This window comes from Methylobacterium sp. Leaf93, assembly GCF_001422345.1.
Lineage (GTDB): Bacteria > Pseudomonadota > Alphaproteobacteria > Rhizobiales > Beijerinckiaceae > Methylobacterium > Methylobacterium bullatum.
The window spans coordinates 1-26,171 of record NZ_LMMS01000027.1; the positions used below are offsets into that span (position 1 = coordinate 1).

Below are 26,171 nucleotides of genomic sequence, written 5' to 3' on the forward strand. Positions count from 1 at the left end.
CTCAAAGACTTCCGTCGTATCGCCACCCGATACGACAAGCTGGCCCGCAACTATGCCTCCGCCGTCGCACTCGCCGCTGTCATCGCCTTCTGGTGCTGATTGAGTCCAGACCCTAAGCTGGTGAGACCTTGCTGGCGATGGCCCGGGCGACGGGTCTCGCCCGCGGAACGGTGCGCAAGTATGCTCAGGCCGAGAGCTTTCCGGAACGCGCGGCACGTCGCCCCGAACCCAGCCGCCTCGACCCCCATCTGGCGCATCTGGAGCAGCGGATGCCCCAGGGGTGCGAGAACGCGATGGAGCTCTGGCGCGAACTCCGTGATCGGGGCTTTGCCGGCACACATCGCCAGGTTCATCGCTTCGTCGCCGAGCATCGCACGAGACCGGCGCGGCGCGCCGCCCGCAAATGGCTGGCCCGAACGTCATCGCCGGCCCCGGATACGATTGCTCTCTCATCGCCGAAGCAACTCGCCTGGTTCCTGACACAGCCCGTCGCGACCCTCCCGCCCTATGCGACCGCCGCCATGGGCCGGATCGATCAGGACCCGGAGGCCGCCCGGTTCGGTGCGCTGGCGCAGCGGTTCGCCACCCTGGTCCGTACCTGCTGCGTCGATGGCACCCCGCCCGCGGATCCCGCCGGCGAACTCGACATCTGGCTCGACGCGGCGCGTCTCAGTGACATACCAGCCCTCATGACGTTCGCGTCCGGGCGGGAACGCGACGGAACGGCGGTGCGCGCTGCGTTGACGACGTCATGGAGCAACGATCAGGCAGAAGGGCAGATCAGCAGGCTGAAGATGCTCAAGCGGACCATGTACGGACGCGCTGGCTTCCCCCTGCTCCGACGCCGCGTCCTTCTCGCTGCGTAATCCACGCAAACTGCGGGAGAACCGGTTTTGCGGACACCTCTGATACGCTCCTTACGGGCGGGGAAGGTGTTTGATGGCAAAGACGAGACGCGAGTTCACCCCGGAGTTCAAACGCGAGGCGGTGGCGCTGCTGGAGAGCAGCAGCCCACCACAGATGCAGATCGCGGCCGAACTCGGGATCCAACCGTCGATGCTGAGGCAATGGCACACGGCGCTGATGGGCGGCTGCCCGCCACCGCGGCCAGCGGGATTGTCAGGAACCGCGCCGATGAGCCCGGTGTCATCGCCGTCCGATTAGGCGGCCGAGATCGCCCGTCTGCGGCATGAACTCGAACGGACGCGCATGGAGCGCGACGTCCTAAGAAAAGCGATCGGCATCTTCGCGGAGATGCCCAAATGACGTTCGCCTTCATCGAGCAGCATGCGAGCGGCCCAAGCCGGTGCGTCTCATGTGCGGCGTGCTCGGAGTCTCTCCCAGCGGCTCTTACGGCTGGCGATCACGTCCCGAGAGCGACCGGTCGGTGTCCAACCGTCGCCTCCTGGACAGCGTGCAGCGGATCCATGCCGAGCACCACAGGCGCTATGGCTCACCTCGGGTGCATGCGGCCTTGTGCGCGGACGGCCGAACGACTGGCCCCCAAGCGGCCCATGCGGTCGTGTTCGGCTCGCTCATCGCCTGTCCTTGATCGAGAATGGAAAGTGGTCAGTGCCGCGTCGCCGTCGCAGCACCCCCGAGGTAGATCTCGCCGAGGCGGCCGCTCGTGGCGAGGTCCGCAGCCAGTCCGGCTTCGACGACGCGACCGCTCTCCAGCACGTAGGCACGGTCGGCATAGGCCAGGACGAGGTTGGCGCTCTGCTCGGCGAGAAGGAAGCTCACGCCCTCCTCACGGTTGAGGCGACGGATGATCTCGAAGATCTCTCCGACGATGATCGGCGCGAGCCCCATAGACGGCTCGTCGAGGAGGACCAGGGTCGGGCGGGTCATCAGCGCCCGGCCGATCGCCACCATCTGCTGCTCGCCGCCCGAGGTGAGTCCGGCCTTGGCCGAGCGCCGGTCGCGCAGGCGTGGGAACCACGCATAGACCCGCTCCAGATCGTCCGCGAGTTGCCGCCGGCTCGGGCGGCGCAGGAAGCCACCCGTCCTGAGATTCTCCTCGACTGTGAGTTGCCCGAAGACGTGGCGGCCCTCCAGGACCTGCACGATGCCCTGCTGCACCAGATCCGCCGGATCGAGGGCGGCCGTCGACTCGCCCCGCCAGCGGATGCTGCCGCCCCGCAGGGCCCCCCTTTGCGGCCCGAGAAGGTTCGAGATCGCCCGCAGCGTGGTGGATTTGCCGGCGCCGTTGGAGCCCAGGAGCGCCACGATGGAGCCCTCCGCCACGGTGAGTGAGACGCCGCGTAGGGCGGGGGCCGCCTGCCCATAGGACGCCTCGATGGATTCGACCGCGAGGAAATCGTGAAACTGCGTCATGGCCGCCCCTATCAGCGTGCGCTGGCTTCGGCGGATTCGGCCGTGCGCGGCACGATGCCCTTCTCCTTGGCGTAGGCCGCGGCGCGCTCGTAGATCAGCGGTAGCAGGAGTTCGCGGTCCGACTTCACCCAGCCATTGCTGACGACGGCCCATCTGGCACCGTCCCATTGCAGCACCTTGCCGGCGCCGCCGCCCTCGTGATCCTTGATCGAAAGCTTGAGGGGCTGGACCAGTCCCTCGGCGCCGATCTGTTTCAGGCGGGCCTCGTCGAGCACCAGATGTTCGAGGCCCCATTGCGCCTCCTCGCCGGTGATGGGCCGGTGGCCGAAGCGCGCTTGCGCCGTCCGGATCGCCTCGACGGCGATGATCGTCTCGATGATTCCCGAATTGTAGTAGACCGAGCCGAAACTCTTCGGGTCTCGCAGGTCGCTGCGGTTCTTGTCGACGATCTCCGTCTTGATCTTCTTGAGGATTTCGAAATCCTGGCCTGCGGGAAAGGGCGTGATCGCGAGATAGCCCTTGCCGACGCTCCCGGCAGGCCGGACGTCCTCTTCCGATCCCGACCAGATCCCACCGATGATCCGGTCGACGGGAAAACCGGTCTTGGCCGCGGTCTTGATCGCCACCGGCGTCATCACGCCCCAACCGCGCAGGAACACCCAATCCGGCTTGATCTGCCGGACGCGCGCCCATTGCGCGGACTGGTCGTTGCCGGGATGGGGCACCGGGATCTGGATGTTCTCGAACCCGTATTCCTTCGAGAGGATGTCGAGGGGCGTCTGGGTTTCCTTGCCGTAGGGGCTATCGTGATAGATCGTGGCGATCTTGACGCCCTTGAGCTTGTCCTTACCGCCCACCTGCTCGGCGACGTAGTTCACCACCGAGGAGGCCTCGCTCCAGAAACTGAAGAGCACCGTGAAACTATAGGGGAAGACCCGTCCGTCGATGGCCTCGGTGCGGCCGTAGCCGGTGGTGATCAGCGGGATCCTGTCGGCCACCGACTTCTCGGTGAGCGCCTTCGAGACCGGGTCTCCATGCGGCAGGAACACCGCCACCGGCGATCCGTTCTTGCCGCCCTTCACCCGCTCGTAGCACTCGACTCCTTTCTCCACCGCCCATTCGGTCTCGCACTCGTCCCAGAACAGCTTCACGCCGTTGATGCCGCCTTCGACCTCGTTGATGTAGCGCAAGTAGTCGATCACCCCCGCCCAGGAGGGGATGCCGGAGGAGGCGTAGGCGCCGACCCGGAAGGTCGCCAGCGGGAAGTACTGCTCCTTCGCCTCCCCGGCCGAGGCAGGCGCCGCCAGGGCGAAGGAGGCCGCGACCGCGGCGGCGCGGATCGCACGGGTGAGGATCGTCATCGGTGAACTCCGGGAGCGTAGGGGGCCGGGAAGGATCAGGCACGCGCGGCGAGGCGGTGCCAAAGGCGGTTGGCGAGGGCCGACAGGCCGTCCGGCTCGTGGATCAGCAGCCAGACGATCAGGCCGCCGAAGAGGATGTGCTGGAGGTTCTGCAATTGGCCGCCATCGATGGCGCCTCCGAATGTGATCCCGGCCACGTGGCTGAGGAGGATCGGCAGCAGGACGATGAAGGCCGCGCCGATGAACGAGCCGGCGAGGCTGCCCATCCCGCCGATGATGATGACGAACATCACCTGGAACGAACGGTCGAGATCGAAGCTGCGCGCATCCACCGTGCCGAGATAGGCGAAGGCCCAGAGCGCACCGGCAATGCCGCAGACGGTGGCGCCGACGAAGAAGGCCTTGAGCTTGGCCTGCGCCACCGGGATGCCGATCACCGCTGCCGCGGTGTCCATGTCGCGCACGGCCATCCAGTTGCGGCCGGTCTGGCTGCGCACCAGTCGCCACGCCACGGCCGTCACGAGGATGACGGTGACGAGGGTGAGGAGGTAGCGCCCGCCCGGTCGCGACAGGTCGTAGCCGGCCAAGGCGAGGCGCGGTGCCGAGATCGTGCTCGACGAGGCGTAGTTGGAGAACCACGGATACTGGTTCAGCACCCACTCGATCAGGAACTGCGCGGCCAGCGTCGTCGCCACGAGGTAGAAGCCCTTGATGCGCAAGGACGGCAGGCCGACGACGAGCCCGACCAGTCCGGCGACGAGGCCGCCAAGGACGAGGCTCGCCGGCAGCGGCAGTTCGGGTACCCGCAGCAGCAGGTTGTAGGTGGCGTAGGCCCCCGCCGCCATGAAGGCGCCGGTGCCCAGCGACGCCTGGCCCGCGTAGCCCATGGTCAGGTTGAGGCCGAGGCCGGCGAGCGCCATGATCAGGAACGGGATCAGGATCGCGTTGAGCCAGTAGTCGCTGGCCACGGCCGGCACGGCGAAGGCGGTCGTCACGAGGATCGCCAGCATCGTGGCGCGGGCCGACAGGGTCGGGACGAGAGCGCGGCGGACGGGGTGAGCGCCCGGCAAGGCCGAGACGGAGGCGACGGGGGGCATGCGCTCAGACCCTCTCGATGGCGCGTTCGCCGAACAGGCCGGCGGGCCGGGCGAGCAGGAAGGCGACGGCGAGCACGTAGGCGAACCAGGTGGAGACGCTCCCACCCAGGAGCGGGCCGAGATAGATCTCGGCGAGGCTGTCGCTCGCGCCCACGATCAGACCGCCGACCACGGCGCCGGCGATGGAGGTGAAGCCGCCGATGATGAGGACGGGTAGCGCCTTCAGGACGACGAAGGTGAGGGAGAACTGGACGCCCTGGCGCGCGCCCCAGAGCAGGCCCGCCACGAGGGCGACGAAGCCCGCCACCGCCCAGACTACGGCCCAGAGGGTCTGCAGGCGGATGCCGATGGAGAGGGCCGCGCCCGGATCGTCGGCGACGGCGCGCAGGGACAGGCCGATCCGCGTCCGGTCGAAGAACAGCGACAGGGCGATGACCAGGGCGCCGGCGGTGGCTGCGGCGGCCAGATCGAACTGGCTGAGCTGGATCGGCCCGAGTTCGATCGGCGTGTCGGGAATGCCGAGATCGAGCTCATGCACGCTCGCTCCCATCAGGAGCTGCGAGGTCCCCTCGATGACGTAGGAGAGGCCGAGGGTCGCCATGAACAGGGTGATCTGAGGCCGGTTGGCCAGGGGGCGAAGCACGACCCGCTCCACCGCCACCGCCAGCGCCACCAGGATCGTGAGGGTGATGAGGCCGGAGAGCCAGAGTTCGATCCCCCTCTCCCGCAGGGTGACGAAGGTGAGCGCGGCGCAGAGCACCATCGCCCCTTGCGCGAAGTTGAAGACGCCGGACGCCTTGTAGACCAGCACGAAGCCGATCGCGACGAGGGCGTACATCACCCCCGCCAGCAGGCCGCCGGCCAGGGTCTCGAGGAAGAAGCTCATGGCTGGGAAGGCCTCAATGGGGCGTGCCGAGATAGGCGGCGATGACGGCCGGGTCGGTGCGGACGGCCTCCGGCGTGCCGTCCCCGACCTTGCGGCCGTAATCCAGCACCACGACGTGGTCCGAGAGGTCCATGATCACGCCGATATCGTGCTCGATGAGGACGATGGTGGTGCCGAACTCGGCCCTCGCCCGCGCGACGAAGCCGCTCATGGCGCGCTTCTCGTCCTGGTTCATGCCCGCCATCGGCTCGTCGAGGAGGAGGAGCCTGGGACGGCCCACGAGGGCGCGGGCGAGGTCGACCCGCTTCTGGATGCCGTAGGACAGGGTGGAGACGACGGCGTCGCGGTGGGTCGTCAGGTCGAGGAAGTCGAGGATCGCCTCGGCGCGATCCCGGAACTCCGCCGTCTCGGCGCGGTCGCGGAACACCCCGAAGGCGTGCTCGGCCAGCGTGGTGCGGCTGTGACGGGTGAGGCCAGCCAGCACGTTGTCGAGGACGCTGAGCTTCCCGAACAGGGCCGCGTGCTGGAACGTGCGTCCGATGCCACGTCGTGCCGCCTGCAGGGGACGGATGCGGGAGAAGCGTTCGCCCTCGAACACGACCTCACCGGAATCCGCCCGGTAGACGCCGTTGAGGATGTTCAGCAGTGAGCTCTTGCCGGCTCCGTTCGGGCCGATGAGGGCGCAGATCTCGCCGCGCTCCACCGTGAAGCTCAGGGCGTTGATCGCCGTGATGCCCTTGAAGGCCAGGGAGACATCGGTGAGTGCGAGGATCGGATCGGGCATGGCCGGTCTCACTCGGCTGCCGCGGCGGAGCGGAGCGCGGCATCCCGTGCCTTCACCGCCTCGATGTCGCGATAGGCATGGGCCGGGTGGGTCTCGGGCAGGAGTGGCCCGCGCCCGAACAACTTCTCGCGCAGCGTTCCGGGGCGATAGGCTTTCGGATAGGCGCCACGCTTCTGGAGCTCGGGCACGAGCAGGTTCACCGCGTCCTCGAATGTCTCCGGCGTGACCGCATAGGCGAGGTTGAAACCGTCGACGTCTGTCTCCTCGGCCCATTCCTGAAGGATATCGGCGACCGTCGAGGGAGAGCCGACGAAGACCGGCCCGAGGCCGCCGATCCCGCCCCAGCGGGCCAGTTCCTCGATGGACCAAGGCTTCTCCGAGCCGGTAAAATTCTCCACCATCGAGACGATGGCGTTGGTCTCGACCTTTCGGATCTGATCGGTGGGGGCGTATTGCCCGAAATCGATTCCGCTCCAGCCCGACATGAAGACCAGGGCGCCATCATAGGACGTATAGCGCTGGTATTCCTCGAACTTCGCTTGCGCCTTTTCGTCGGTCTCGGCCACGATGACGGTGGTGAGGTTGTAGACGAGGACGTCGCGCGGATCGCGGCCGGCGGCCGCCGCTTTGGCGCGCACGTCGGCCACATAAGCCTTGAGGGTCGCCTTGATCGGAGAGGCCACGAACACGCATTCGGCATGTCCCGCGGCGAAAGCCTTGCCGGGGCCTGACGCGCCGGCCTGATAGAGCACAGGCGTGCGCTGAGGCGACGGCTCGCAGAGATGATAACCCGGCACGGTGAAGTGACGGCCCTGATGCGCGATCTCGTGGACTTTGGCCGGGTCGGTGAAGACGCGTCTGTCGCGGTCGCGCAGGACGGCGCCGTCCTCCCAGCTGCCCTCGAACAGCTTGTAGAGAACCTCGACATACTCGGCCGCGACTTCGTAGCGGTTGTCGTGCCGCTTGAGTCCGCCTTCTCCGATATTCTTCGCCCCGCTCTCCAGATAGGAGGTGACGATGTTCCAGCCGACCCGGCCCTTGGTGTGATGATCGGCTGTCGAGAGCCGGCGGGCGAAAGTGTAGGGGTGCTCGAACGAGGTCGAGGCGGTGATGCCGATGCCGAGATGCTCGGTGGCGAGCGCGATCGGCGCCGCGAGCTGGATCGGGTCGTTCACCGGGATCTGCGCCGCCTGATGCAGCGCGTGCCAGTTCGATCCCTTGTAGACGTCGTAATAGCCCACGACGTCGGCGATGAAGATCCCGTCGAAGATACCCCGCTCCAAGGTCTTGGCGAGGTCTGTCCAGTATTCCAGGTCCTTGTACTGCCAGGACCGGTCGCGCGGATGCGCCCAGAGGCCCGGCGACTGGTGGCCGACACAATTCATGTCGAAGGCGTTGAAGCGGATCTGGCGGGTCATGGATCAAGTCCGTTGGAGGCGGGCGGTCGGCTCCTGAGCGCGGCTGCGTCAGCTCCAGGGATGGCGCGGTGGGTGAATGCCGTTGAGGTAGTGGTTGCCCACGTGGAACAGCTTCCAGCGAACCGGGTCGTGGAGCGTGTGGGCGCGAGCGTTGCGCCAGTGCCGGTCGAGGCCGTGCTGGGCCAGGGTCGAGCGGGTTCCCGCCAGTTCAAACAGCTTGTTCGTCGCCAGGATCGCGATATCGGTGGTCAACACCTTGGATTCGGCGGTCCGTACGGTGGCCTCGCCGACATTGGTTTCGGACGGATCGGTATGGGCGCGGTCGATGGCCTTACCGGCAATGTCCAGAAGGGCTTCGGCGGCGTGCAACCGGATGGAGAGGTCGCCGATTGCCGCGATGGTGAATACGTCTTCTGACGCCCGGTCCTGGCCGCTATCGACCCAGGGCCGGCTCTTCGTCCGCACGAACGCGATGGTGTCCTCGATGGCGCCCCTGGCGATGCCGGCATCGATCGCCGACTGGATGATCTGCGAGACCGGTCCGGCGATGGTGGGACGGTCGAACGCCTTGACCGGCAGGAGACGTTGGCGCGGGAGGCGCACATTGTCGATGTTCACGCTTCCCGATGCCGTCGTGCGTTGCCCGAAGCTCGACCAGTCGTTGCTGATGCTGATCCCGTGCGCGTTCCGGTCGGCGAAGGACAGGAAGCCTTGCCCGTCCGGGTCTACGGCGACGATGGGAATGATATGCGCGAGAAGCGCACCGGTGCTGTAGAATTTCTGGCCGTTGATGACCGCCTCGTCGCCCTCATAGCGGATGGTGGTCTCGAAGGCGGCGACGGTCTTGCTGTTGAGTTCGGAGAAGGCGTTGCCGAAGCGCAGTCCGGCCAGGACCCAACCGAAGAATTCGGCTTTCTGGGCGTCGGTCCCGTCGATGTCGATATGCGCGTTGATCGCGAGATGGTTCTGAGTGATCTGCGCGAGGGAACTGTCGGCCGCCGCGATGATCGCGATCACCTTGGCGAGCGTCGCGTAGGAGAGCCCGGGGCCGCCATAGGCTTTCGGCACGTTGATCGCCCACAGGCCGCTCTGGGAATAAGCGTCGAGTTCCGGCAGGGGCAGGAGCCCTTCCCGGTCCCTCAGCGCGGCTCCCACCGCGAAATCCGCCGCGAGCCGCGTCGCGGTGGCGATGGCGTCCTCATCCGTCCGGATCACGTCCGCATGTCGGTCCGGCCGTGGCCGCGGTGGGATCGGGTCGTGTGAATTGACCCGGGGGTGGACGGTGTAGTCGATGCTGGTCTCGGTTAGGGAACCCATGATGGCCCTCCTTCTTGAAAATCGTGGCTGTACGGCGGTCGGGGGCCTCAGCCCGGAGACAGACCGAAGATCGCTCCCAGAGGCACAATCAGGGTTGCGCCGACGTAAAAGCCGTCCTTGCTGCGGTTGGCCGTGTAGGGGTTCCAGTAAGAATTGCCGTTGACGAGGTACTGGACTACCGGCTCGAAGAAGATGCCTTTGCCGACGGCTAGGTGTGCGTTGGCCTCGAAGACGAACTTGTCGCGGGAATACGGTGCGCCGGTACCGCCCGAGATGAAGTTGGCATCCGAAAGGAATTGCGCGTAGTCACCCGCGATCCGCTGCCAGTTCACCTTGACGCCGTAACGGTCGAAGGGACGCGATTGGTCCGGGGCCTGGAGAGTGACGCCCGCGAACGCGTTCCATCGGATCGGGATGGTCGGGTCGGGTGCGTAGGCGAGGCTGGTATAGGCCTGGATGGAGGTCGGGTTCAGGTTGGCCGCCTCGGCACCCCCATCGGCCCGCCAGACGACCTGGCTCGCCGTGAGGATCACTCCCGAGGTGCCCGACTTTTGCAGCACCGGGGCGCCGGGATTGAGTCCCTTGGAGGTGCCGAACACCGTCTTGACGTTATCGGCATGGTCGGCCGTGTTGTAGAATCCTGTCAGCGCCACCCGGCTCGGATAGGGATCCGTCACGAAGGTCGTAGCGTGCCCGGTCTCCGCGAGGACCAATGCGCCATTGAGCGGCTCGTAGTTCCAGTCGTAGCCCGACAGGAAATTGGCGCCGCTCGTGACCGCGAAAGCACCGGCCTGAATGTAATCCTGCGCCGACAGCTTGTAGGCGACGTTGCCGCCCCACACGCCGTAAAGCGGTGAACTCAGGCCGGCATTGATCTGGAGGATGTCCTGAAAGCAGCTGACGCTCGATTGGCAGGGCGGCAGAGCATAGTAGCGGTTGGGGTGAGTGCGCCCGACCTCGATGGCCAGCCTGTCGTCGAACAGGCGCTGCTCATAGGTCAGAATCGAGAGGCGGGCGAAGTCGCGGTTGTATGTCGGCTGATAGCCTACCGTTGAATCTCCGACGTCGCCGTCCATGTTGCGGTTGTTCCAGCGCAATCCGAAGAAAGTCTGAGTGAAGTGGAACCAGCCCCCTTTGATCCCGGCGAGCCTGTCGAGATCGGCGTCGAGGCCGAGCAGGAAGTAGGTCGAGTTGGACAATTGCCCCGGACGGAGGCCCGCACCCGGGTTTGAGAAAAAGTATTCGTAAGCATTGACGTCGAAGCTGAGACCGTGCGCAGCGAGACTGGCGGCGTAGGGCGCTAGCGGGCCATGCCACTTCTCGGTGCCATCCGGTGCGACGCCGATCGCGCTCGGATCGGTACGGGGGCCGGCCTCACCGGTGAAGCTCTCGATCGCGCTCGGTGACTGAGCCCTTGCGCTCATCGGACCGAGTGGCAGTGCGCAAGCGAGGCAGGTTCCCAGCATCACGCTCTGCAGGCGGCGGCTTCGGGACGGGCTCGGTATCGACAGGGAAGGCGCGAAATCAGTCATCAAGGCTCGTCTCTCACGGGCATGCGGAAGCCATCGGCCGGCGCAAGCACGCGTTCGTGAAGTCGAAGGGGAATGGTGTGCAGGCCGGCACAAGACAAAGCATGTCTGGCGCAATGTGCCCGCTGTTGTGACTCGGTCTCGAAGCGAAAATGCCCCGCTGATGAACGAGATTATCTTATGAGTAAATATGCAATGATCTGGAAACGAACGTCAATGAACGGAGTTACTTTATTTAATAGCTATCTAGGAAGATGTTTTCCTATTGTAGTTGTATTTGGAAATTCACTTGCTTACGCCGTCATGCGGGCGGGCGCGGCACCCATGCCGAGATAGAACGCTCTGATATCGTCGCGGCCACGGAGTTCGGCGGCGGTGCCGGTGAGGACACTGCGTCCGTTCTCCAGCACGACCGCCCGGTCCGCATGTCGCAGCGCGACGGTGACGTTCTGCTCGGCCACCAGGATCGTCAGGCCCTCATCACGGTTGAGGCGTTCGAGGGTGCGGAAGATCTCCGCCACCACCTGCGGAGCGAGGCCCATGGAGGGTTCGTCGAGGACGAGCAGGCGCGGGCGGCCCATCAGAGCGCGTCCGATCGCCACCATCTGCTGTTCACCGCCGGAGATCAGGCCGGCCGGCGCCCGGCGCTTCTGCACGAGGCGCGGGAAGATCGCGTAGATCCGCGCGAGATCGTCCCGGATGGCGACGCGGTTCGAGCCGCGCCCGAGCCCTCCGGTGACGAGGTTCTCCTCCACGCTGAGCCCCCGGAAGCAGTGCCGTCCTTCGAGGACTCCGACGAGGCCGGCCCGCACCAGGGCATCGGTGGGCGTCCGGGACACGTCCCGCCCGTCATAGACGATGCGGCCCGCCGTGACCTGCCCGCGCGCGGCGGGCAGAAGGTTCGAGACCGCCTTGAGCACGGTGGTCTTGCCGGCGCCGTTGGAGCCGACGAGGGCGACGATCTCGCCCTCGGTGACGGACAGGCCGACGCCCGAAAGGGCGCGGACGGCGCCGCCGTAGCGGGCCTCCAGCGCCTCGACGCGCAGCAGGGGCGCGCCGGTCACGGAGTGGCCGCGGCGTGGGTGGCGGCCTCCTCGGCAGCGCAGTTGCGCGGCGTGATGCCGTGCTCCTTGGCATAGGTCGCCGAGGAGGCCTCGATGATCGGGCGCAGGGTCGCCCAGTCGGGGGCGATCCAGTTGGAGACGACCGTCCACTTGGCCCCGTCCCATTGCTGGAAGGTGACGCGGCCATCGCCCTCGTGGTTGGCGCAGGTGACGTTGATGGAGTGGAACAGGCCCTTGGCGCCCAAAGCCGCGACGCGGGCCTCGTCGAGACGCAGGTGCTCGAAGCCCCAGCGGACCTCGTCGCCGGTGAGCGTGCGCTGGCCGAACTTCGCTTGCGCCGCCCGCACCGCCTCGACGTTGAGGATGCCGTTCACGATGCCGAGGTTGTGGTAGACACTGCCGATGCGCTTCTTGTCGGCGAGATTGCCGACATTGCCGTCGTAGACGGTGTTGATGATGTCCTTCAGCACCGGATACTCGGCGCCCGATGCCTGGGTCGTGATGGCGACATAGCCTTTGGCGGCCTCGCCCGCCGGGATCACGTCCTCCTCGGAATTCGACCAGACGTTGCCGACGATGCGGCTGGCCGGAAACCCGGTTTTTTGCGCTGTCTTCAGCGCCACCGGGTTCATCACGCCCCAGCCGCGCAGCACGACATAGTCGGGCTTGAGGCGGCGGATGGTCAGCCACTGGGACTGCTGCTCGTTGCCGGGATGCGGCACCTCGATCTGCTCGACCTTGAAGCCGTGTTTCTTGGCCAGTAGTTCGTAGATCGGGATCGTCTCCTTGCCGTAGGGCGAGCCGTGGTAGAGCACCGCGATGGTCTTGCCTTTGAGCTTGTCGAGGCCGCCCGCGAGGCTGCCGAGATATTCGACGATGCCGGAGGTCTCGCTGTAGGGATTGAGGAGGAGCGGGAAGACGTAGGGGAAGACCCGGCCGTCGGTGGAATCGGTGCGGCCGTGGTTGATCGTGACCAGCGGCACCTTGTCCTTGGTGATCCGGTCGATCATCGCGTAGGCGATGCCCACGGAGAGCGGGTTCCAGGCGGCGATGCCGGGGCGGGATTTCAGCCGCTCGTAGACCTCGACGCCGCGCTCCACCTCGTACTGGGTCTCGCCCTCGCTCCAGGTGAGCTTGACCCCGTTCACGCCGCCGTCGCGGGTGTTGATGAGATTCAGGTAGTCGATGAAGCCGCCGAAGAAGCCGGTACCACCGGCCGCATAGGGCCCGACCCGGTAGCTCTGGAGCGGGAAATGCTGCTCGTCGGCCCGCGCCGCGCTAGCGAAGACGAACAGGGCGGCGCCAGTCGCGAGCGCGGCGTGCAGGCGGGGCTTGGGTGAGGGCATGGGAGCGTCCTTCAGGGCGGGAGGTCGGAGCGGGTAAAAGAATCAGACCCGGCGGCGCAGGCGGCGCGCGGCACGGTCGAGGAGGGCGGCGAGCCCGGCGGGCTCGCGGATCAGGAAGGCAACGATCAGGATTCCGAGGGCGATGCGCTGGCACATCTCCAGCGTGCCGGAATCGAACCCGTCGCCGAGGACCGCCGCGCCGAACCGGGACAGCAGCAACGGCAGGACGACGATGAGCCCCGCGCCGAGGAAGGCGCCGCGCAGGGTGCCGAGGCCCCCGATGATGACGATGAACAGGATCTGGAACGAGCGATCGAGGTTGAACCCCGCCGGTTCCACCGTGCGCAGGTAGGCGAAGGCCCAGAGCACCCCCGCGACGCCGACGATGAAGGAGGACAGCGCGAAGGCCAGCAGCTTGGTGCGCGCCACCTTCACGCCGATGACGCGGGCGGCGGTCTCGTTGTCGCGCACGGCGACGAAGTTGCGGCCCGTGGGCGAGGAGACCAGGCGCCACGCCAGGACTGTCAGCAGCGTCACGACGGTGAGGGAGAACAGGTAGCGGCCGCGGGCATCCTCGAAGGACAGGCTGGCGACGACCAGCGGCGGCGCGGAGATGATTCCGGACGGGCTGTCGTTGGAGAGCCAACCGACGCGGTTGAGCAGCCAGGCGACGAAGAACTGCACGGCCAGCGTCGAGACCGCGAGGTAGAAGCCGCGTAAGCGAAGGGCCGGCAGCCCTGCTACCAGCCCGGCGAAGGCCGCGACGAGGCCGGCCAGTACGATCGTGACCGGCAGGGGCAGGACGGGCAGCCGCAGCGACAGGTTAAAGGCCGCGTAGGCCCCCAGAGCCATGAAGGCGGAGGATCCGAGCGAGAGCTGGCCGGCATAACCGGTGAGCAGGTTGAGCCCCAGCGCCGCCAGCGACAGGGCCAGGAACGGCGTCAGGATCGCCTCATAGAGGTAGCTGGTGCCGATGAGCGGCACGATCCCGTAGGCGATCACCAGAAGAAGGGCGACGCCGATGCTCTTGGCCGACGGGCGCGGCGGGGCCTTGACCAGCGGAGGGGAGGTGGCGGCCATGGCGCTCAGACCCGCTCGACGCTGCGCAGGCCGAACAGCCCCGAGGGCTTCAGCAGCAGGAAGCCCAAAGCCGCGACATAGGCGATCCAGCCCTCGATGCCGCTGCCGATGACAGGTCCGAGATAGACCTCCGACAGCTTCTCCACCGCGCCAACGATGAGCCCGGCCACGATGGCGCCGAGGATCGAATCGAAGCCGCCGAGCACCAGAACCGGCAGGGCCTTCAGCACCACCAGGGAGAGCGAGAACTGCACCCCGAGGCGCGCGCCCCAGAGCAGCCCGGCCACCAGGGCGACGATGCCCGACGCGATCCAGACGGCGGCCCAGATCCGGGGCAGGCGCAGGCCGGTGTTCAGCGCCGCCAGCGGATCGTCCGCCACCGCCCGGAAGGCGAGGCCGGTGCGGGTGTAGCGGAAGAACAGGCTCAGCACGGCCACCATCAGCCCGGCGACTGCCGCCGCGAACAGGTCGAAGCGGCTCACGAGAATGCCGGCGATGTCGATGGGCGTATCGTCGATGCCGAGATCGAGCCCGTGCACCTGCGTGCCCCAGGCGAGTTGGGCGGCCCCCTCGATAACGTAGGCGACGCCGAGGGTCGCCATGAACAGGGTGATCGGCGGCTGGTTGACCAGGGGCCGCAGTACGGCGCGCTCGATAGCCAGGCCGAGGAGCGTCATCACGCCCAATGTCGCGGCAAAGGCACCGGCGAAGGGTACGCCCCGCTCGGTGAGGCTGACGAAGGTCAGCGCCGCGAACAGCAGCATCGCCCCTTGGGCGAAGTTGAGCACGCCGGAGGTCTTGTAGATCAGCACGAAGCCGATCGCGACCAGCGCATACATCACCCCCGAGAGCAGGCCGCCGACCAGCACCTCGACGAGGAAGGCGAGATCGGGATTCATGCGACGGTCTCGTCGAAGGCGAGGCCAAGATAGGCGGCGATGACGGCGGGATCGGACTGGATCTCAGCTGGCGTTCCGGAGGCGATGCGCCGCCCGTGATCGAGGACGGTGACACGGTCCGACAGGCTCATCACGACGCCGACATCGTGCTCGATCAGCACGATGGTGGCCCCGGTGGAGTCCCGCGCCGCGCGGATATCGCCGCTCATCCGCCGCTTCTCGGTGGCGGTCATCCCGGCCATGGGCTCGTCGAGGAGGAGGAGGCGCGGGCGCGCCACCAGGGCGCGGGCGAGCTCGACCCGCTTCTGCACGCCGTAGGGCAGCGTGCCGGCGAGCCGGTCGCGATACGTAGCGAGGTCGAGCAGGGCGATGACGGCCTCGGCTTGCTCCCGGTGCTCGCGCGCCTCGCGACGGGCATGGGAAAGCCCGAGGATCTGTGCGCCCAGCCCGGCGGATTGACGGTCGACCAGCCCGGCCGTCACGGTGTCGAGGACGGTGAGCCCCTTGAACAGCGCCAGGTTCTGAAAGGTGCGCGCCACGCCGAGGCGGGCGAGCCGCCGGGTCGGCACGCGAGAGAAGCGGTCGTCGCCGATCCGGATGGTTCCGGAATCGGGCGCGTAGAGGCCGCTGATCGCATTGATGAGGGAGGACTTGCCGGCTCCGTTCGGGCCGATCACCGCATGGATCTCACCCTCCCCGACCGACAGATCGACGGAATCGAGGGCCACGGTCCCACCGAATCCAAGCGACACAGCTTCGACCCCCAGGAACGGGACACCCTTCGCGACGATCCAAGGCTGGAATCTCTGAGGCGGTGAACCAAGGCAGATGGACTGCGACCAATCGATGAGATGCGGCCGGACAACAACATTCATGATGATAGAGGCGCTTCCTGGGCCGGGTCGCTGCATTCACGTCGAGATCTGGAAACGCTGACGCAACAAGATCAGCCCCATCGGATGACGATGCTTATGTAGATCGTCAACGCGATCAGTTTCATCCAAAAACCTGAATCTGTCAAAAGCATAAGCGGCTCTATTTCTGAGAATTCTGCCGTATTTGTTCCATGCGGCGACAGATCGGCAGATTTATTCTGCTCAGGCCAGTCCTGGACGTCGATCAGAGAGTGATCCGATCACGGAACGGACGCACGACGCTGCGCGCACCCGTCTGATTCCGCGTTTCGGCGTTCCCCACCGGACTGCGGATGCCGGACGGCCGGTATCTCAGGTCGTTCTAGGCGGATGCCGCGATCCGGTTTTTGATCCCGCGGTGTGGTAATACAGTTGAACACCATGTAGCGAGGCATGCGCTATGGCCGAGGTTCTTCGTGGAAGCAGATGCTTCCGAAGTCCGCTGAGGGTCAAAAATGGATGCTGGGGGCGTCCAACATCCATGCGTCGAAGTCGTCCGCGGCTCGAACGGCGTCTTCTCCTAAGCTGTGAAGGCGGGAGATCGGCGCCCTTGCGTGTGGCCGACTGCTTGGACTTTCAGACCGAAGCCCTCGCCGCTCATATCCGTCAGACGCTTGAAATGGCTCTGCCAGACCGTGCCATCGCGTTGGTCCTTGCCGAAACCGAAGACAACGAGACGTGGCTCGGGGTCGACTGAGGGTGGAGTGCCGCTGTTTGCAACACGGGAAATCAACGGATGAAGGGGGGGGGGCGAGGCCTGAGTGTCGGTTTGCACGCGGCGGCGCATGCTGTCGATACGGGCAAGCGCTTGGCAGACATCGTGATAACTCTGGCTGATCGCATTGGTATGATGTGCGAGGGTCCGCCGATACCGGTCAATCTGCTCGGCTACTCGCGGCGTCTCCCCGGCGCTGGCACGGAGTTCCGAATTGGCGAAGTGCTTGGCCTCGTGAAAGACGATGAGGACTTCCCCATCCTGCTCCTCCAACGTCGCGACGTCGATACGGTCCGTGCCGCCCGCGGTTACTGATGAGGAAGCTTGGGGTGCTGCGCCTGCGTCCTCCTCGACAGCTGCAACTAGCCCGTCTTTCGAGTCTTCGATTGTCGGCGGGGCAATGGCGCCAAACGCGATCTCGATGTCGATGACATGGGGGCTTGCGAGAAGGAGGCGCTGCAGCCCGATCTTCTCTGGGCCAGTGAGCGCGTCCGCAGCGTGGATCATCTCCCGCAACGTTTTCGGACCCCCGTAGCTGCGCCAGAGTGCGGTGTCGGGATCGACGTCGAAGCTTCCGTCCGCGGCCAGCTTGACCGATCCCTGCTTCCGGCGGGCCAGGTATCTCGCGTGTGTGATTGGTAAGAGCCTGTCGCCCTCGCGCTCCACGCGAAAGATAGAGGCGCCTCGGTGAGGGCATCCAGCGCCTCAAGGTAGGTCTTGCTCAAGCCCCTGTAGAACGACGAAGGCGACGAACTCACGCTACGATCTCCCACCACTGACCATCCTATTTGATGCTGACGCTTGGGCCGAACAGCACAGGAAAGCGGTCGGCGTGAAATGTATGGATCGGCACGATCCGACGCGGGGCGATGGCCTCCGCGAGCCGCTTCAGATCCGGGATGCTCGCGTGCCCCGACGTGTGGGCGTGGAGAAGCGGGATGCCGCGTTCGGTCAGATCCGCCTGTAGGGTTAGTCCCCGTTCCTGGGCGAGGTAGCCGTCCCACTGCGACCAGATCGCGGTCGCGCCGGACAGGCACTCCGCCCGGTCGAGGTCTCGCAGCATGGCCCGCCGGAACAGGAAGGCGGCAAGTAGTGCCATCGCCCGTAGTTGCTCAGGAAAGATGCGGTTGGCCACGTGGGCTTCGATGAGATCGAACCGCTTGGTCTGCTTGATCCGGACCCGTTGGTAGTGCGGCACGAACACGGCCATGCCCGGCCAGTCCGCCGGTGGACGAGCCATGTCGCGGCAGTCGCAACGTGCGAGGAGGAGAGGCTTCTGACACGAACCTGTCCCGGGCCGCCCATAACCAACCAGTCCCGTCCAAAATCAAATGTGGGGCTCGATGTGGGGTGGAAACTATATTCAATCAAAAAATATAAATAAATCAGACACATATCGAGAATATTGGCGGAAGGGGTGTCCGCTCATTGGGATAGAATTACCCTTTGATAACAACAGCTTAATATTCAATCGTCACTCTCTACCCACGTTTATACCTACGCTTAGTCGCCGAACGGTAACGAGCAACGACGAATATAGGCGAAGAACGAGAGGTCAGTAGGCCCGACAGGGTCACGCCTCGCGCTACCGTACCGATGTCTCGCGCGATCCCTCTAGCTAGCGTATGCTTAGCGCCATCCGGATAGGAGACCCACTTTGTACAAAGTTAAGGCGAACGATCACGCTGGGCGCGCGCTCATCTTCGCGTGTGGAACCGCGGACCAAGCGCTCGAGAAAACATGGTAGCTTGCGGGCCGAGGCTTTAAAGACATTTCGGTAGCCGATCCCACAGGCCAAGAGATGAACGCCACCGCGTTCGAACGCTCAATGAACCTGGATTGATGTTGCCCCCCCCCAGGGTCGTATTCAGCGATCAGGTGACGAATACAGCAGGTGGCGGGTTCGGTACCTTAAGGTTCTAACTCGGAGGCGACAGCGCGACCGGGGGCGCGACGCAAACGTAGATTACCAACGTCCTGACCGAGACCGAACGCATCAACTTGTCGGCGCCCCAGACGGTGGTAGCAATCGGACCCAGGCGCTTCACCCCGAAGCAGCCGCTCCGCTTCCGACCCTTAGCAGACTATCGCGACGGGTCTCCTACTTTCGATCATGCCCCCTTGCCGACTAAGAACTGCTCCCGATTGCGTGTTCCAAGCCACGATCTCACTCGGAGATATTGTACATTGTGCATTATGAGATCGGGGACGTTCGTGGCGTGATGAAGTGAGCCGACACTTAGCTCGCCGTCGATCCAGCCCGACGAGGCGACAACACTTTCAACTAGTACGGCATCCACGAAAGCGAGTGGATCGCACCAGATTGGGTCCAACGCATTCTGTGGGTAGGGCGGCCACGCAAGATGGATGTGGCTGTAATCGAGTCCAATGGTGATTTCGCCCCCATCGTCTTCAATCACAAGACCGCCCGATAGGTCGGAGCCGGAGGGCGCTGGTACTATCAGCATGACCCCTGACCGAGGATCGGATTGCGCTGGGCAAAGCGAGATGTGACACCACTGCGGATGTTGCGTCAGGAGGGCATCGAAGAAGGGCGTCCGCAACTCGGTTTTCATGTGCCATCTCGCCCTAGGTGTCTGCTGTCGACCCGTTGCGGACCCACGAGCATCATGGTTCGATGCCGCGATGAGCCACGAAATCTACCGCATGATCCGTCTCCTGGAAGCCAACAAGGTCCATTTCGAATTGAGCCGACACCGGCCCGACAGCCTCATGCTCACGGCAACGCTGGTTGGCGAGCGGATCGAGATCGACGTGTTCGAGGACGGCCACGTCGAATACTCTCGGTTCTGTGGGAATGAGGACGTGGAGGACGACATCCCCATCCTCGAAATTCTGCTACGCAAGCAAGGTAGGAAGTGACACCACTTCTGCCTTTCACCCTAGGCGGAAGGGACCACGAAGCGCTGGATTGATCGCGCCGTCGCCTCAGCCCTGGCCTTCTGGCCCAACCGAGTACCGAGGGACATGTGTTCGCGCTCGATGCGCAGGAGATATTTCACCGCTTCCGCGAGCGGACTTCCGCTCCGAAAATCGGCAACGACCTTGCGCAGATAGTCATCGTATTCGTCGGCGAACGGCTTCTGATCCCATGCCTCACCGGCCGGGAGAAGCCCGATGGGGTCCCATTCCTTCCAGCCAATATCCCGTAGGCGGGACAGCGTGATGGGCAGATCAGTGCTCATCGATGGGATGCTACCATGAATGTCTCTTTTCCACCCGACTTGGACGTAGGTCGTCCTCCAAAAAGCTGCTGCAAACCAGACCTTCCGAGGGTCCGAGAAGGGTCGAAAGCAGCCTTATCGCGATTGAAGTGCAGAGCCTTCAAATCGTCGCGTGAGCAGTCGGCAACTCGCTGACTTGCGTCGTGTAGCGCGGGCTGCGCATCTCGAATTTGGTCGACCACGTTCGCTTCGCCTCAAGACCAGCCCGCGCCGGCACGACGGCCCCCCCCGGCCAAAGCGCCGATTGCACTTGTCCCTCGCGGCCATCAGCGGCCCACTCCGCTCGCGGTCGAGCTGCCCGAACAGCGCGCGCTGGCCATCTTCCAGCGACGCGAGGTCGGTCGTGATGATGCCGGCCTTGCTGAAGCGCCAGGGGCGGTCCCCTGATGACGCGCGCGATTTCTTCGCCATGTCGGCCCGGGCCACCTTGATAAGGGCCAGGGTGTCGTTCGTCGGCTCCGGTAGCGTGACGGTGGTCGAGACGGAGCGCATCGGGTCGCGGCGGTCGTGCTCTGACGTATGGTGGGAGACGGTGACATGGGTCGTGCCGAGCCTGCCGCGCGGCAGCTTCTCCTTAAGCCGTGTCGCTTGCGCCGACACTGCCTCCTCCATCGTCTACCAATCCTCAATACGGCGAGAGAACCAGCGCGTGACGGCACAGTCCTTCCACTGCGCCGGCAGCTCTTCCAGCGGTAGGCACGCGAGCCCACTTCGCTCGTGAATGATTCGCTCCCCCACCACTGTCATCGCCTTGAGCATGGGCTGTAGATCGAGGTCGCACAGGTCCGCCACGCTATCGACGCCTATGGCTTCGATCTTGGCGAGTGAGGCCCGGCCGATGCCCCAGACACACGCAACTGATTCTCGCCACGCTTGAAGAATGCAATGTTCCTTCATGACGAAAAGTTGCACTACATCGAGAGCGCACTGTCATGTTCGCGCTTCGCCCAGAATCGTGGGAATAATCGTGTCCCAGATTGTAGCTTTGAAGGGAGCGCAAGGGATCGTCGCGACCCAAAAAAACGGGCGCGTACTCAGCCTTTCAATGAGGCGAGCCTTGAAGCCCAGGGAGACGGCAATTCTCGCGAGGGGGATGGTCGCGGAACGACTACCCTGCGAGAGGGATTCTAAAGCTCCTACACCGGACTCTCTGTCGATTAAGATATGCGACTTGGGGGCGGCCATACGCTCCGAGCCATTCTATACGGACCAACTGCAACGACGCAGGTTCCAACAACCCGTCGGCCTGTAGGTGAAAGCGGAGGACGATACCCGGGCAATGATGCTGCAGCGGACCGCCGACCACAGTCCTTGCGCGCCGAACGATCCGGGTACTTTGCGCTGCCCCCCCCTCAAATGGGTGATGCAAATAGCCAATAAAGGCGCTAAACGTGGCGGAAATTGTTCGCACGAACGTCATAGCTGTCAACCATCATCACCAGCATAATTTAGCATCATAAATCTTACAAGATTGGGGCTGAATTCAGTTAGGTGTTATGCCTTGTTCTGGTTATTTTCACTAATTGACCGATCTGGCGCGGATTAGGATTGATATAATGGAAAATTTAGTCACTTACGTACAGAACATTGTTCTTTCCGACGAATCAGAGAATTTCACCGCAGGATTTTATTACGTAAAATCTGATGAAAGTTACAATTACTATAATCTTTATACAACAGTTTATGGTCAGGGCGGAGACGATGTCCTAAGAGCCTTGTCACCGACGAAAGGAGTTGATGGTGAAAATTACGTAAGTTTTTCAGGAAACAGCTATGTTTATCGAGGAGCCACTCTCATTGGAGGAGATGGCAATAATTTTTTATATGGAGGAACAGGTGACGATTGGCTTGAGACAGGCGGCGGCACCGACTTTGCCGACGGCGGTGAGGGGAATGATCGCATAGAGGGAAGCGGTGGTCCCGAGGAGCGCTACACGCCGCCGACTGGAACCGTCGATGGTGGGGCCGACTATGATACTTTGCTTGCCGACGGCGATCTGACAAAAACCACTATATCAAATATTGAGCGCTTAGACATTGGCAGTTATGGTGTGACGCTGACGGTTTCGCAGCTCAATTCTTTCGCAACGGTGGCTGCTGGACAGATCACGCTTACTACTTCGGGCGTTATAGGTTCGAATATCCTCGGAGGGAGTTCTGATTTTAGTAACGGTATAACTATTAATGCATCAAATGGCTCGGATAAAATCGACCTATCTCACGCAACTGTCTCTGTTATTTTAAATGATGGAATTGGCACAAATGCCGACACGTTGATTGGTGGGTCAAATAACGATAAACTGACAGGYARAGACGGCAACGACACTCTTCGTGGAAATGACGGTGACGATGGGGGCGAGGGTAACGACATTCTCGACGGCGGGATTGGTGCTGACTCGATGGACGGCGGCCTCGGTAACGACACGTATTATGTCGACGACCTCGGCGACCGAATCACAGAGTATGCTGGTTCGGGTACCGACACCCTGTACACTAGCATCAGCTACGCGTTAGGCGGTCTCAGCATCGAGACCCTGCGGGCCAACGCGGGAACCGTTGGCCTCACGCTGACTGGAAACGAACTCGCCAATAAGATTTTCGGCGGCGCTGGCAAAGACGTCCTCGACGGCGGAGCCGGCATCGACACGCTCTCCGGTGGTGCCGGCAACGACGTCTACTACGTCGATGCGGCCATGGATCAGGTCATTGAGGCGACCGGCGGCGGTACTGACACGGTCTACGCCAGTGCAAGCTACGCTCTGCGGTCCGGCCAGGAGGTCGAGACCCTCCGAGCCAACGCCGGGGCGACGGGTCTCACGCTGACCGGCAATTACGGTGACGGCCAGATCGTCGGCGGGACTGGTAATGACACGCTCATTGGCGGCGGCGGCAAAGATTCGCTTGTGGGTGGGGCCGGTAACGACCGCCTGTACGACGATTTTGTCGATAGCTGGAACCCCGATGGTACAAGCGACACGCTGAAGGGTGGCGACGGGGACGACGTGCTCCAGAGCCTGTGGGGCGCTGACGTCCTCGATGGCGGGGCTGGCATCGACACGGCCGTCGTCTCTCGCCTCTCTGCAGAGGCTGACCTCACATTCGTGATGAAGAGCGTCGGCAGCCGCACCATCCTGGTGGGTGATGGAGCCGCGGTTCTGAACGCCGAGAACATTGAGCTGTACGGTGGCAACGGCAACGACCGCTTCACCACGCTGGGCGGTAACGACGTTCTCCTAGGTGCCGAAGGCAGCGACGTCCTTAGCAGCGGGGCCGGCAACGACATCCTCCACGACAGCTATGCCGGAGGGTACAACCAGATCGACAGCGACCAGCTGCTGGCTGGAGACGGTGACGATACGATCTACAGCCTGGGCGGGGCGGACACGATTGACGGCGGCGCGGGCGCCCTCGATTTTGCCCTCATCGACCGAAGCTTTGCCACTGCCAACCTGACCTTCACCTTGAAGAGCACGACCGGCCGGACCACCCTCGTCGGCGACGGCACCGTAGTCAGCAACGTCGAGTTCTTCGAGCTCGGCGGCGGCGATGGCAATGATCGCTTCACCACCGGTGCAGGAGCCGACAGCCTGTATGGCGGAGCCGGCAACGACGTCCTCGACGGCGGGGCTGGAGCCGACCGCCTCTTTGGCGGCCTGGGCAACGACATCTTCTACGTCGATGCGGCGGCGGACGCGGTCACCGAGGCCGCGGGCGAGGGCAGCGACACGGTCTACGCCAGCGTCAGCTACACCCTGCGCTCCGGCCAGGAGATCGAGGTGCTGCGAGCCAATGCGGGCACCACCGGTCTGACGCTGACCGGCAACGCGCTCGACAACAAGATCGTCGGCGGGGCCGGCAACGACACCCTCAACGGCAAGACGGGCATCGATACCCTGTTCGGTGGAGCTGGCAACGACACCTACTACGTCGATGCGGCCGGCGATCAGGTCACCGAGGCCGCGGGCGCCGGGGCTGACATGGTGCTGGCTAGCGTCAGCTACACTCTGAAGGCCGGTCAGGAGATCGAGACCCTGAAGGGCAATGCGGGCGCCACCGGCCTGACGCTGACCGGTAACGAGGGCGCGAACACGATCCTTGGTGGAAAGGGGGCTGACATCCTCGTCGGCGGCCTCGGCCGGGACGTCCTCACCGGCGGCACGGGGGCCGACACGTTCGTGTTCAAGATTGTTGGCGACAGCGTGACTGGGACCGCGACGCGAGATCAGATCACCGACTTCCTGGCCGGTACCGACCGCATCGACCTGTCGGCGATCCAGGCGGTGACGGGAGCGGCCTCCGATCAGGCCTTCAGCTACCTCGGAACCGCCGCCTTCACAAAGACGGCGGGCGAGCTGCACGCCGTCCAGTCTGGCGGTTCGACGATCATCGAAGGCGATGTCAACGGAGACGGTCGAGCCGATTTCCAAATCGCACTCAAAAGCGTCGTCGACGCAATCCAGGCAACAGACTTCGTGCTATGAATGTCAATTACGAAAAACGGTAATTGTCCAATTTTTACCGTCGCTATCGTACGTACGGAGGGGTGCAGGGTGAATTTAACTCCCCTGCACCCCAAATTTTGTAGCTTTTGCCGCTACAAAAGATTAAATCTATTTAATCAGTGTAGCGTCGTCGGGAGTTCCTGAGGTGAACATACTTTGAGGAATTCCGGGGTAAGGCCTCAGAATGCTGGAGTAGTGAAGATTTTGTCCAACTATGAAATGACGATATGGAATAAATGATAACGCTTGCGCAAAATCGTCCTTCGCTAAATTTATTTCATGTCGAACAAACCCACTTTTTAGGGGGTCAGCCCAAGCAATTACATCGTATGCCCACCGCTTAGCTCGCTCTGTACTAAGCTGGAAAGGGACGAGCCGCGTGCAAGCGGCCCCATTAAGTAAATTCGGTGGATTTTGCTCAAATCGCCTAAGCGTCCTTTCGGCGCAGTAACCTGAGTCGAGCAAAATCTCGAATTGGACGACAAGTTTTGGCGCTTGGCTAGCAGAGGGACCGGAGTCATAGCTTATGGTTTGCACCGCTACCAAAGGGGCGCGGAATAAGCCAATTTTTTGGATGTAAGCCACAAATTCATAATTTGTGCGTTCAATAAAATCTTCGCTGAAATCACTCAGGTCAATGTGTGCCCACAGCTGGGTCATCGTGCAAAGCCGTGATTTTTGCTCATCGTCGGCCCAGTGAAAGCTGGCGATGAAAGGCATTAAGACGCCAAGCCTTTCCTCCATGGAGCCCGGCGACGGCATTCTGCCCATAAATTTAATCTCTGTGTCAAGCATCGGTTTCATCCCGTCAATTGGTAGCGTATTGACTTTACAAGGCGGCGATATTTCTGATCGCGCGTAGCGGCTTCTTGAATTAGAGCGACCGATAGAACCGCCTGATCTGGCTGAGGGTGCCGAGGCCTGCAGTATCGGCTGTTAAAACCTGACAGAAGTCGGCACGGCGTTCGCAGCTGACTGGCAGGCGTCGGATGCGATTGAACCAAGCGTAGGTTCGCTCCACGTCCCAGCGGTGACCGCCGAGCTTCTTGTTGCTTTCGACCAAGCGCCGAACAATGCGTGGCACGGTCCAACGGGCACGGCTTTCGCGGAGACGGACGCGGGCGGCATAGGCCCTGTCGGCATGAAGCTTAGGGGACGGCAGCGTCGGCAACCACGATGTGGGCTGTGGACAGCCGGGATGGCATCAAGCGTCGCGCCATCATTACGCTGTCATCCCGGTTGGCCCCTGTGAAGTTCGGGCCGAGGGGTGTGCCATGGGCATCGATGACGAGGCGATGCTTTGCTCCAGTCCGCCGGGTTCGGGCCGGTGGCAGAGCACCTTTTTGGCCGGGACAGACGCGCTGTCTAGGCTGGCCCGGCTCCAATTGATCTGATCGACTTCATGAAGTCGTCCCAGCAGAACGTGATGCAGGCAGGTCCAGACGCCCGCCGGCTGCTAGTCGCGCAGGCGGCGCTCGCACGTCATGCCAGCGCTGCAGTTCATCTCGGCCGGCAGCATCTCCCAGGGCAAGCCGGAGCGCAGTATGAACAGGATGCCGGTGGGCGCCGCTTAATTCTCGATAGGTCTTCGTCCGCCCTTCGAACGCGCCCGGGGATGCAGAAGCAGCGGGGCAACGTCATGCCAGAGATCGTCGGGAAGAAGAGCGCGGGCCATGC

19 protein-coding genes and 6 pseudogenes are annotated in these 26,171 nt (G+C 63.7%); 6 read left to right on the top strand and 19 right to left on the bottom strand.

Going from position 1 to position 26,171, the window contains the following annotated elements:
• The 3 pseudogenes from ASF26_RS15975 to ASF26_RS22180 form a co-directional block, all read left to right on the top strand.
• Positions 1 to 99: pseudogene (locus ASF26_RS15975) on the top strand (IS5/IS1182 family transposase); the annotation flags it as partial.
• A gap of 17 nt (positions 100 to 116) precedes the next feature.
• Positions 117 to 866 (top strand): annotated as a pseudogene (locus ASF26_RS15980) (ISL3 family transposase); the annotation flags it as partial.
• Between the two features lie 73 nt (positions 867 to 939).
• Positions 940 to 1,495 (top strand): annotated as a pseudogene (locus ASF26_RS22180) (transposase); the annotation flags it as partial.
• 74 nt (positions 1,496 to 1,569) lie between these two features.
• Here ASF26_RS22180 and ASF26_RS15985 read toward each other — a convergent pair.
• The 15 genes from ASF26_RS15985 to ASF26_RS16055 all read right to left on the bottom strand — a co-directional run bounded on the left by ASF26_RS15985 (position 1,570) and on the right by ASF26_RS16055 (position 17,957).
• Positions 1,570 to 2,337: an ABC transporter ATP-binding protein gene (locus ASF26_RS15985; RefSeq protein WP_056255897.1), complete on the bottom strand. Its 768-nt coding sequence runs from the start codon at positions 2,335 to 2,337 to the stop codon at positions 1,570 to 1,572.
• Between the two features lie 11 nt (positions 2,338 to 2,348).
• Positions 2,349 to 3,698, bottom strand: coding sequence for an ABC transporter substrate-binding protein (locus tag ASF26_RS15990; protein WP_056255900.1), 1,350 nt, complete (start codon positions 3,696 to 3,698; stop codon positions 2,349 to 2,351).
• A 35-nt stretch (positions 3,699 to 3,733) separates the two neighbouring features.
• Positions 3,734 to 4,795 carry a branched-chain amino acid ABC transporter permease gene (locus tag ASF26_RS15995; RefSeq protein ID WP_056255904.1) on the bottom strand — a complete coding sequence of 354 codons (1,062 nt, stop codon included), beginning with the start codon at positions 4,793 to 4,795 and terminating at the stop codon, positions 3,734 to 3,736.
• Between the two features lie 4 nt (positions 4,796 to 4,799).
• Entirely contained in the window at positions 4,800 to 5,681 is an 882-nt protein-coding gene (locus ASF26_RS16000; RefSeq protein ID WP_056255908.1) for a branched-chain amino acid ABC transporter permease, read from the bottom strand.
• A 13-nt stretch (positions 5,682 to 5,694) separates the two neighbouring features.
• Positions 5,695 to 6,465 carry an ABC transporter ATP-binding protein gene (locus ASF26_RS16005; RefSeq protein WP_056255909.1) on the bottom strand — a complete coding sequence of 257 codons (771 nt, stop codon included), beginning with the start codon at positions 6,463 to 6,465 and terminating at the stop codon, positions 5,695 to 5,697.
• A gap of 8 nt (positions 6,466 to 6,473) precedes the next feature.
• Positions 6,474 to 7,883, bottom strand: a complete 1,410-nt coding sequence (locus tag ASF26_RS16010; RefSeq protein ID WP_056255912.1) for an LLM class flavin-dependent oxidoreductase — start codon at positions 7,881 to 7,883, stop codon at positions 6,474 to 6,476.
• Between the two features lie 48 nt (positions 7,884 to 7,931).
• Positions 7,932 to 9,200, bottom strand: a complete 1,269-nt coding sequence (locus ASF26_RS16015) for an SfnB family sulfur acquisition oxidoreductase (protein WP_056255914.1) — start codon at positions 9,198 to 9,200, stop codon at positions 7,932 to 7,934.
• 47 nt (positions 9,201 to 9,247) lie between these two features.
• Complete coding sequence (locus ASF26_RS16020) at positions 9,248 to 10,666, bottom strand: carbohydrate porin (RefSeq protein ID WP_056255917.1); 1,419 nt, start codon at positions 10,664 to 10,666, stop codon at positions 9,248 to 9,250.
• A 356-nt stretch (positions 10,667 to 11,022) separates the two neighbouring features.
• Positions 11,023 to 11,793 carry an ABC transporter ATP-binding protein gene (locus ASF26_RS16025; protein ID WP_056255920.1) on the bottom strand — a complete coding sequence of 257 codons (771 nt, stop codon included), beginning with the start codon at positions 11,791 to 11,793 and terminating at the stop codon, positions 11,023 to 11,025.
• The gene (locus ASF26_RS16030; RefSeq protein ID WP_056255924.1) at positions 11,790 to 13,139 is read right to left on the bottom strand and encodes an ABC transporter substrate-binding protein; all 1,350 of its coding nucleotides are present in this window, start codon (positions 13,137 to 13,139) and stop codon (positions 11,790 to 11,792) included. The genes ASF26_RS16025 and ASF26_RS16030 overlap by 4 nt, the downstream gene beginning before the upstream one ends.
• Positions 13,140 to 13,181: 42 nt before the next feature.
• On the bottom strand, positions 13,182 to 14,219 hold the full coding sequence (locus ASF26_RS16035; RefSeq protein WP_056255928.1) for a branched-chain amino acid ABC transporter permease: 1,038 nt from the start codon (positions 14,217 to 14,219) through the stop codon (positions 13,182 to 13,184).
• Between the two features lie 5 nt (positions 14,220 to 14,224).
• Positions 14,225 to 15,118, bottom strand: coding sequence for a branched-chain amino acid ABC transporter permease (locus ASF26_RS16040; protein WP_056255931.1), 894 nt, complete (start codon positions 15,116 to 15,118; stop codon positions 14,225 to 14,227).
• Positions 15,115 to 15,909, bottom strand: a complete 795-nt coding sequence (locus tag ASF26_RS16045) for an ABC transporter ATP-binding protein (protein WP_056256898.1) — start codon at positions 15,907 to 15,909, stop codon at positions 15,115 to 15,117. The genes ASF26_RS16040 and ASF26_RS16045 overlap by 4 nt, the downstream gene beginning before the upstream one ends.
• 643 nt (positions 15,910 to 16,552) lie before the next feature.
• Positions 16,553 to 17,413, bottom strand: coding sequence for a hypothetical protein (locus tag ASF26_RS16050; RefSeq protein WP_056255936.1), 861 nt, complete (start codon positions 17,411 to 17,413; stop codon positions 16,553 to 16,555).
• A gap of 118 nt (positions 17,414 to 17,531) precedes the next feature.
• Positions 17,532 to 17,957, bottom strand: a complete 426-nt coding sequence (locus ASF26_RS16055) for an MBL fold metallo-hydrolase RNA specificity domain-containing protein (protein WP_200925949.1) — start codon at positions 17,955 to 17,957, stop codon at positions 17,532 to 17,534.
• 447 nt (positions 17,958 to 18,404) lie between these two features.
• Between ASF26_RS16055 and ASF26_RS23500 the strand changes: the two are divergent.
• Positions 18,405 to 18,590: pseudogene (locus ASF26_RS23500) on the top strand (hypothetical protein).
• Between the two features lie 803 nt (positions 18,591 to 19,393).
• Positions 19,394 to 19,630, top strand: a complete 237-nt coding sequence (locus ASF26_RS16060) for a hypothetical protein (protein ID WP_056255939.1) — start codon at positions 19,394 to 19,396, stop codon at positions 19,628 to 19,630.
• Between the two features lie 20 nt (positions 19,631 to 19,650).
• On the opposite strand, the gene ASF26_RS16065 is transcribed toward ASF26_RS16060, so the two are convergent.
• Entirely contained in the window at positions 19,651 to 19,953 is a 303-nt protein-coding gene (locus tag ASF26_RS16065) for a hypothetical protein (protein ID WP_056255942.1), read from the bottom strand.
• A gap of 139 nt (positions 19,954 to 20,092) precedes the next feature.
• Positions 20,093 to 20,841 (bottom strand): annotated as a pseudogene (locus ASF26_RS16070) (DUF4113 domain-containing protein); the annotation flags it as partial.
• Between the two features lie 674 nt (positions 20,842 to 21,515).
• Between ASF26_RS16070 and ASF26_RS23690 the strand changes: the two are divergent.
• Positions 21,516 to 24,473, top strand: a complete 2,958-nt coding sequence (locus tag ASF26_RS23690) for a calcium-binding protein (protein WP_280136359.1) — start codon at positions 21,516 to 21,518, stop codon at positions 24,471 to 24,473.
• Positions 24,474 to 24,602: 129 nt separating this feature from the next.
• On the opposite strand, the gene ASF26_RS22790 is transcribed toward ASF26_RS23690, so the two are convergent.
• Positions 24,603 to 25,289, bottom strand: coding sequence for a hypothetical protein (locus ASF26_RS22790; protein WP_156463017.1), 687 nt, complete (start codon positions 25,287 to 25,289; stop codon positions 24,603 to 24,605).
• Positions 25,290 to 25,368: 79 nt separating this feature from the next.
• Positions 25,369 to 26,169, bottom strand: a pseudogene (locus ASF26_RS22195) (IS5 family transposase).
• Between the last annotated feature and the right edge of the window lie 2 nt (positions 26,170 to 26,171).